At 75.8% G+C, this 207-nt stretch carries 1 pseudogene; it reads right to left on the bottom strand.

Going from position 1 to position 207, the window contains the following annotated elements:
- A pseudogene (locus tag ON38_RS25440) lies at positions 1–207 on the bottom strand (septum site-determining protein Ssd); the annotation flags it as partial.

The following is a 207-nucleotide window of genomic DNA, read 5'->3' as shown; positions in this document are numbered from 1 at the left end:
GGCTGCCGCCACCGCGCGCAACCGCGCGGGCACGACGAGCACCACGAGATCCGCGGCATCGAGTATCCGATCGGTATGCGGCCCACGCTCGCCGGAGATATCGCAGACCACGAGATCGCCCGCGCCCCGGGCGGCTTCGACGACCGCGTGCACCGCCGCCGCACCGAGGGGGCCGGTCCGTCCCCGGCCGCGGCCGCCGGACAGTAC

The sequence above is a fragment of the Nocardia testacea NBRC 100365 genome (assembly GCF_000308775.1).
GTDB classification, from domain to species: Bacteria; Actinomycetota; Actinomycetes; order Mycobacteriales; family Mycobacteriaceae; genus Nocardia; species Nocardia testacea.
This window is presented reverse-complemented; position numbering and strand designations above follow the sequence as displayed.